Origin of the sequence: Pseudoalteromonas sp., from assembly GCF_041629635.1 — a bacterium.
Classification (GTDB): Bacteria; Pseudomonadota; Gammaproteobacteria; order Enterobacterales; family Alteromonadaceae; genus Pseudoalteromonas.
This window is the reverse complement of sequence record NZ_JBFKMX010000177.1, coordinates 1-5858: the sequence shown is the minus strand read 5'-3', so window position 1 is coordinate 5858 and position 5858 is coordinate 1. Positions and strand designations below refer to the sequence as shown.

The 5858-nt window shown below is 38.3% G+C and carries 5 protein-coding genes; all 5 read left to right on the top strand.

All coding sequences use genetic code 11. The features are described from left to right. Positions 1–25: 25 nt before the first annotated feature. Entirely contained in the window at positions 26–736 is a 711-nt protein-coding gene (ubiG, locus tag ABYD77_RS17160) for a bifunctional 2-polyprenyl-6-hydroxyphenol methylase/3-demethylubiquinol 3-O-methyltransferase UbiG (protein WP_372771313.1), read from the top strand. Positions 737–742: 6 nt separating this feature from the next. After that, positions 743–1417 (top strand): HAD family hydrolase, encoded by a 675-nt coding sequence (locus ABYD77_RS17155; protein ID WP_372771312.1) that lies wholly within the window; start codon positions 743–745, stop codon positions 1415–1417. Positions 1418–1817: 400 nt separating this feature from the next. Further along, entirely contained in the window at positions 1818–4103 is a 2286-nt protein-coding gene (nrdA, locus tag ABYD77_RS17150; protein ID WP_372771311.1) for a class 1a ribonucleoside-diphosphate reductase subunit alpha, read from the top strand. 64 nt (positions 4104–4167) lie between these two features. Then, the gene (gene nrdB, locus ABYD77_RS17145; protein ID WP_372771310.1) at positions 4168–5298 is read left to right on the top strand and encodes a class Ia ribonucleoside-diphosphate reductase subunit beta; all 1131 of its coding nucleotides are present in this window, start codon (positions 4168–4170) and stop codon (positions 5296–5298) included. Next, entirely contained in the window at positions 5298–5561 is a 264-nt protein-coding gene (gene yfaE, locus ABYD77_RS17140; RefSeq protein WP_372771309.1) for a class I ribonucleotide reductase maintenance protein YfaE, read from the top strand. Before nrdB ends, yfaE begins: the two co-directional genes overlap by 1 nt. The last annotated feature ends 297 nt before the right edge of the window (positions 5562–5858 follow it).

Genomic DNA, 5858 nt, shown 5'->3' with positions numbered 1-5858 from the left:
CCTCAAATCACTCTGGATGCTTTTTATGACCGTTCAACAAAATATCGATGCAAGTGAAATTGCAAAGTTTGAAGCCATGGCCGACCGATGGTGGGACTTTAATGGTGAATTTAAACCACTACATGAAATTAACCCGCTTAGATTAGATTTCATTAATTTACACAGCCAAGGTGTGTTTTCAAAAAATGTATTAGATGTAGGCTGTGGAGGCGGTATTCTAGCTGAGAGTATGGCTAAACTTGGTGGTAATGTAACCGGAATTGATATGGGTGAAGAACCTTTAAATGTTGCAAAGCTTCATGCCCTTGAAGTGGGTGTTACCCTTAATTATAAAAAGGTAACCGCTGAAGATTTTGCTAGAGAGCACCCTCAGCAATTTGATATTGTTACCTGCATGGAAATGCTTGAGCACGTACCAGATCCTGAATCGGTAATCGCTTCACTAGCAACGCTGGTGAAACCGGGTGGGCATGTATTTATGTCGACGCTCAATAAAACACTCAAAGGGTATTTGTTTGCCATTGTAGGTGCCGAACATTTACTCAAAATTGTACCTAAAGGTACTCATGATCATGACAAGTTCATCAAGCCAGCAACGTTAATTACTTGGGCTGAAAAGTACGCCCTAAAAGCACGTGTCATGAAAGGACTTAGTTATAACCCTCTAGGTCAAACTTATAGTTTAACCAACGATGTATCAGTCAATTACATGATCCATTTCGAAAAGCTGGCTTAAGTAAAAATGTATAAAGCAGTCCTTTTTGATCTTGATGGCACCTTAATCGATAGTGCAGATGATTTAGGTGCTGCTTTAAATTACGTATTAGCTAGGCACAATAAAGATGTTGTCAGTGCTGATTGTTATCGTACGCAAGCATCTAATGGCACCATTGCCCTTCTTAAACTTGGCTTTGGTGAGCAATGGCATCGTTTATCTGAAAATGAACAAGAGACATTAAAACAAATGTTTCTTGATTTTTATAAACAACACCTTTGGTACAAAAGCCGTTTTTATGACGGCATCACGCAATTAATTACACACCTTGATAGCCAGCAAATACCCTGGTCTATCGTCACTAATAAGCCAGCACATTTAACTGAACCATTAGTAGCACAAATTCCTGAGTTTAATTTGTGCCATAATATTGTGTCTGGCGATACACTTGAAAAAGCAAAGCCGCATGCTGATCCTTTATTGCATAGTTGCCGTTTAATGAATGTTGAACCCCATCAGTGTATTTATATTGGTGATGATGAACGCGATATCATCGCTGCGAATTCTGCAGATATGAAATCAGTCGCAGCGCTTTGGGGCTATCTCAATGGAAATGCTGTTTCTAGCTGGCAATTTGACCTGTCTTTCAAGACCCCTTGGTTATTGCTTAACCATATATCTAGTTGCTTTAATAAAAAATAACCACTATATATTGTGGTTATTTTATTACTGGTCCCAAAAACAATATCTTGTAAATTTGCAACAAATAAATTTTAAATATTTTTTTTTATCGTAATTTTTTCGTTGTTTTTTTACATAGACTAAACATACTTTGCTTAACACGTTAGTGGATGCTAACACGCAAGTTAGTAAAAATTTGATCACTAATTTTCTCGCTTTTCTAGGCCTTGAAAAATGATCAAGACCCCTCTATCTTGTGATCATCTGTGAAGGCGACACCATATCTAGTAGCTGAGCATAAAAAGCTCACATTGATGATTTCGCCTGAGCCGTGCGCTTAATAATAGGACTAAAGTCCAACAACACTATTTCGACATAATAAAAATTATTTGCTCGTTTGAAGGAATTTGCAGGCATAAGTATGAACCAAGAGCTTTCAGTCAGTAAACGTGACGGTCGCAAGGAACCGCTTGATCTAGACAAAATTCACCGCGTTATTGCATGGGCAGCAGAGGGCCTAAATAACGTTTCTGTGTCACAAGTAGAATTAAAATCCCATATTCAGTTCTATGATGGTATTCGTACTGAAGACATTCATGAGACGATCATCAAGGCTGCTGCAGACCTTATTTCCAAAGAAACACCAGACTATCAATATCTCGCTGCACGTTTAGCGATATTCCATTTGAGAAAGAAAGCTTATGGTCGCTTTGAGCCACCAACGCTTTATGATCATATGGTGAAGATGGTCGAAATGAATAAATACGATCCACATTTACTTGCTGATTATAGCCAACAAGAAATCGACGAACTTGATGCGTATATTGATCACGGTCGTGATTTAACGTTTAGTTATGCTGCTGTAAAACAACTAGAAGGTAAATACTTGGTACAAAACCGAGTATCTGGCGAAATTTATGAAAGCGCACAGTTTCTCTATATTCTAGTTGCAGCGTGTTTATTCTCCAAATACCCGAAATCAACACGTCTTGATTATGTTAAGCGTTTTTATGATGCAACATCGACGTTTAAAATTTCATTACCAACACCAATTATGGCTGGTGTGCGTACGCCTACCCGTCAATTCAGTTCATGTGTACTAATTGAATGTGATGATAGCCTTGATTCAATCAATGCAACTTCATCTTCAATTGTTAAGTATGTGAGTCAACGTGCAGGTATTGGTATTAATGCAGGTCGAATTCGCGCACTAGGTAGCCCAATTAGAAATGGTGAAGCATTCCACACAGGGTGTATTCCGTTTTATAAGCACTTCCAAACAGCGGTAAAAAGCTGTTCTCAAGGTGGTGTGCGTGGTGGTGCTGCAACCCTATTCTACCCACTTTGGCATTTAGAAGTAGAAAACTTACTAGTACTTAAAAATAACCGTGGTGTTGATGATAACCGTGTTCGTCATTTAGATTACGGTGTACAGTTTAACAAAGTAATGTATTCACGTTTAATTAAAGACGATTACATTACCCTATTCAGCCCATCAGATGTGCCTGGCCTATACGACGCGTTTTTTGAAGATCAACAAGAGTTTGAACGTCTGTATCTACAATATGAGCAAGACCAGTCAATTCGTAAAAAGCGCATTAAAGCAATTGAGTTGTTCTCTATGTTTGCACAAGAGCGTGCAAGCACAGGCCGTATTTATCTACAAAACGTAGACCACACAAATACACACAGCCCGTTTGATTCAAAAGTAGCGCCAATCCGCCAGTCTAACCTATGTTTAGAAATTGCGCTTCCGACTAAGCCATTAAAACACGTGATGGACGAAGAAGGTGAGATTGCTCTGTGTACGCTTTCTGCGTTCAACTTAGGTGCAATTAAAACACTTGATGAATTAGATGAATTAGCTGAACTTGCTGTACGTGCACTTGATAACTTACTTGATTATCAAGATTACCCAGTTCCAGCTGCATACAATGCAACTATGGGTCGTCGTACATTAGGTATTGGTGTAATTAACTACGCTTATTACCTTGCTAAAAACGGTGTTAAATATTCAGATGGTTCTGCGAATGCGCTTACGCACCGTACTTTTGAAGCAATTCAATACTATTTGATGAAAGCGTCAAATGAGCTTGCGAAAGAAAAAGGTGCTTGTCCTAAATTTAATGAGACAACGTATGCGCAAGGTATTATGCCAATTGATACCTACAAGAAAGATCTTGATGCAATCTGTGATGAACAATTACACCTAGATTGGGATGATCTTCGTGAGAGCATTGTTAAGCATGGTATGCGTAACTCAACGTTATCTGCGTTAATGCCGTCAGAAACCTCATCGCAAATTTCTAACGCAACAAATGGTATTGAGCCACCGCGTGGTCATATCAGCGTTAAAGCGAGTAAAGATGGCATTCTGAAGCAAGTTGTTCCTGAATATGAACGCCTACAAGATGCGTACGAGCTGCTTTGGGATATTCCAAGCAATGACGGTTACCTTCAATTAGTTGGTATTATGCAGAAGTTTATTGACCAAACTATCTCTGCAAACACTAACTATGATCCAAATAAGTTTGAAGGCGGTAAAGTACCAATGAAGCTATTGCTTAAAGATTTACTTACTGCGTACAAACTTGGTGTTAAAACACTTTACTACCATAACACCCGTGATGGTGCATCGGACTCTCAGGATGAGCTTAAGCCAGAGCCTGAAGATGATGGCTGTGCAGGCGGCGCGTGTAAAATCTAATCCACAACGGGCAAAGTTTTCACACTTTGCCCATTAGTTTGTTTTCTCTAGAGTAAAAATAACTATGTCGTATTCTACATTTAGTCGCGAGCATAACGACCAATTAAAAGAACCTATGTTCTTTGGACAAACTGTCAATGTTTCGCGCTACGATCAACAAAAACACCCTATTTTTGAAAAGTTAATAGAAAAACAGCTTTCATTTTTCTGGCGCCCTGAAGAAGTTGATGTAAGTAAAGACCGCATTGACTTTGAAACATTACCAGAGCATGAAAAGCACATTTTCTTAAGTAACTTAAAATACCAAACATTACTTGATAGTGTGCAGGGCCGTTCGCCAAATGTCGCATTGTTGCCAATCGTGTCAATTCCTGAACTCGAAACATGGATTGAAACTTGGGCATTTAGTGAAACCATTCACAGCCGTTCATACACGCACATTATTCGTAACGTTACAAAGCAACCTGAGCTTATTTTTGACGATATCGTAACTAACAATAAAATCGCAGAGCGTGCTGAAGAAGTAACACGTTACTATGACGAATTAATTCGTTTAACTACTATTTACAATGAGCTTGGTGAAGGTAAACACCAAATCAATGGTGAAGAAGTTCGCGTAAACTTATTTGATCTTAAAAAGAAACTTTACCTTTGCATCATGTCAGTAAACATCTTGGAAGCGATTCGTTTCTATGTAAGTTTTGCATGTTCATTCGCGTTCGCTGAACGTGAATTAATGGAAGGTAATGCGAAAATTATCAAGCTTATTGCCCGTGATGAAGCACTACATTTATCAGGCACACAGCACATTCTTAATATTATGCAAGAAGGTGATGATGATCCTGAAATGGCTATTGTGGCAGCACAATGTCGTGAAGAATCAATCGCCATGTTTAAGAAAGCTGCAGAACAAGAAAAAGAATGGGCTGAATACCTATTTAAAGACGGTTCAATGATTGGCTTAAACAAAGATATTCTTTGCCAGTATGTTGAGTACATTACAAATGTACGTATGGCTGCTGTTGGTTTACCAACCCTTTTTGAAACAAGTTCGAATCCAATTCCATGGATTAACGCTTGGCTTGTATCAGATAACGTTCAAGTTGCACCGCAAGAAGCTGAAATCAGTTCATATCTTGTTGGCCAAATTGACGCTGAAGTTGATGCATCAGACTTTGGTGATTTCGATCTTTAATGAGCAAAGTCATCATTGCTAATACTGATCAGAGTCTTGATTTTGACTCTGATCAGCCAAATCTTCTTACCTTCTTAGAAAACAATAATTTTGAGCCACAATTTCACTGTCGTGAAGGGTTTTGTGGTGCATGCCGTTGCAAGCTTATTAGTGGTAATGTGGAATATCAGCAAGAACCTTTAGCCTTTGTGAGAAAAGGCGAAATATTACTTTGCTGTGCTACCCCTGTTAATGATATTGAAATAGATATACCTAAATTTTAGTTTCTTAAAACTCCTGCCTTATTGTCATTTATTTGCAATGCATTTCAAATATCATATGTAATGTTATAACAATTTATTTAAAACCTGAAAATTTAATGTTACAGTATCACGTAACGTAAATTTCCTTAATTTTCTGAAGTATTGTTTATGAAAAAATCTCTCATTAACTTAGCTGTTGTAAGTGTAATATTTCCAATTGCATCTCACGCCGCTCCTATTTCCGGTCAATTAAAAGATCAACAAGGTAACCCTATCGCAGGTGTTGCTGTGCATGTTCACGGTAAAGATAAGCAAGTT

Excerpts from the sequence above, each read along its gene's own strand:
- ubiG (WP_372771313.1), top strand. The coding sequence starts at position 26 with ATGACCGTTCAACAAAATATCGATGCAAGTGAAATTGCAAAGTTTGAA.
- nrdA (WP_372771311.1), top strand. The coding sequence starts at position 1,818 with ATGAACCAAGAGCTTTCAGTCAGTAAACGTGACGGTCGCAAGGAACCG.
- yfaE (WP_372771309.1), top strand. The coding sequence starts at position 5,298 with ATGAGCAAAGTCATCATTGCTAATACTGATCAGAGTCTTGATTTTGAC.
- nrdB (WP_372771310.1), top strand. The coding sequence starts at position 4,168 with ATGTCGTATTCTACATTTAGTCGCGAGCATAACGACCAATTAAAAGAA.
- ABYD77_RS17155 (WP_372771312.1), top strand. The coding sequence starts at position 743 with ATGTATAAAGCAGTCCTTTTTGATCTTGATGGCACCTTAATCGATAGT.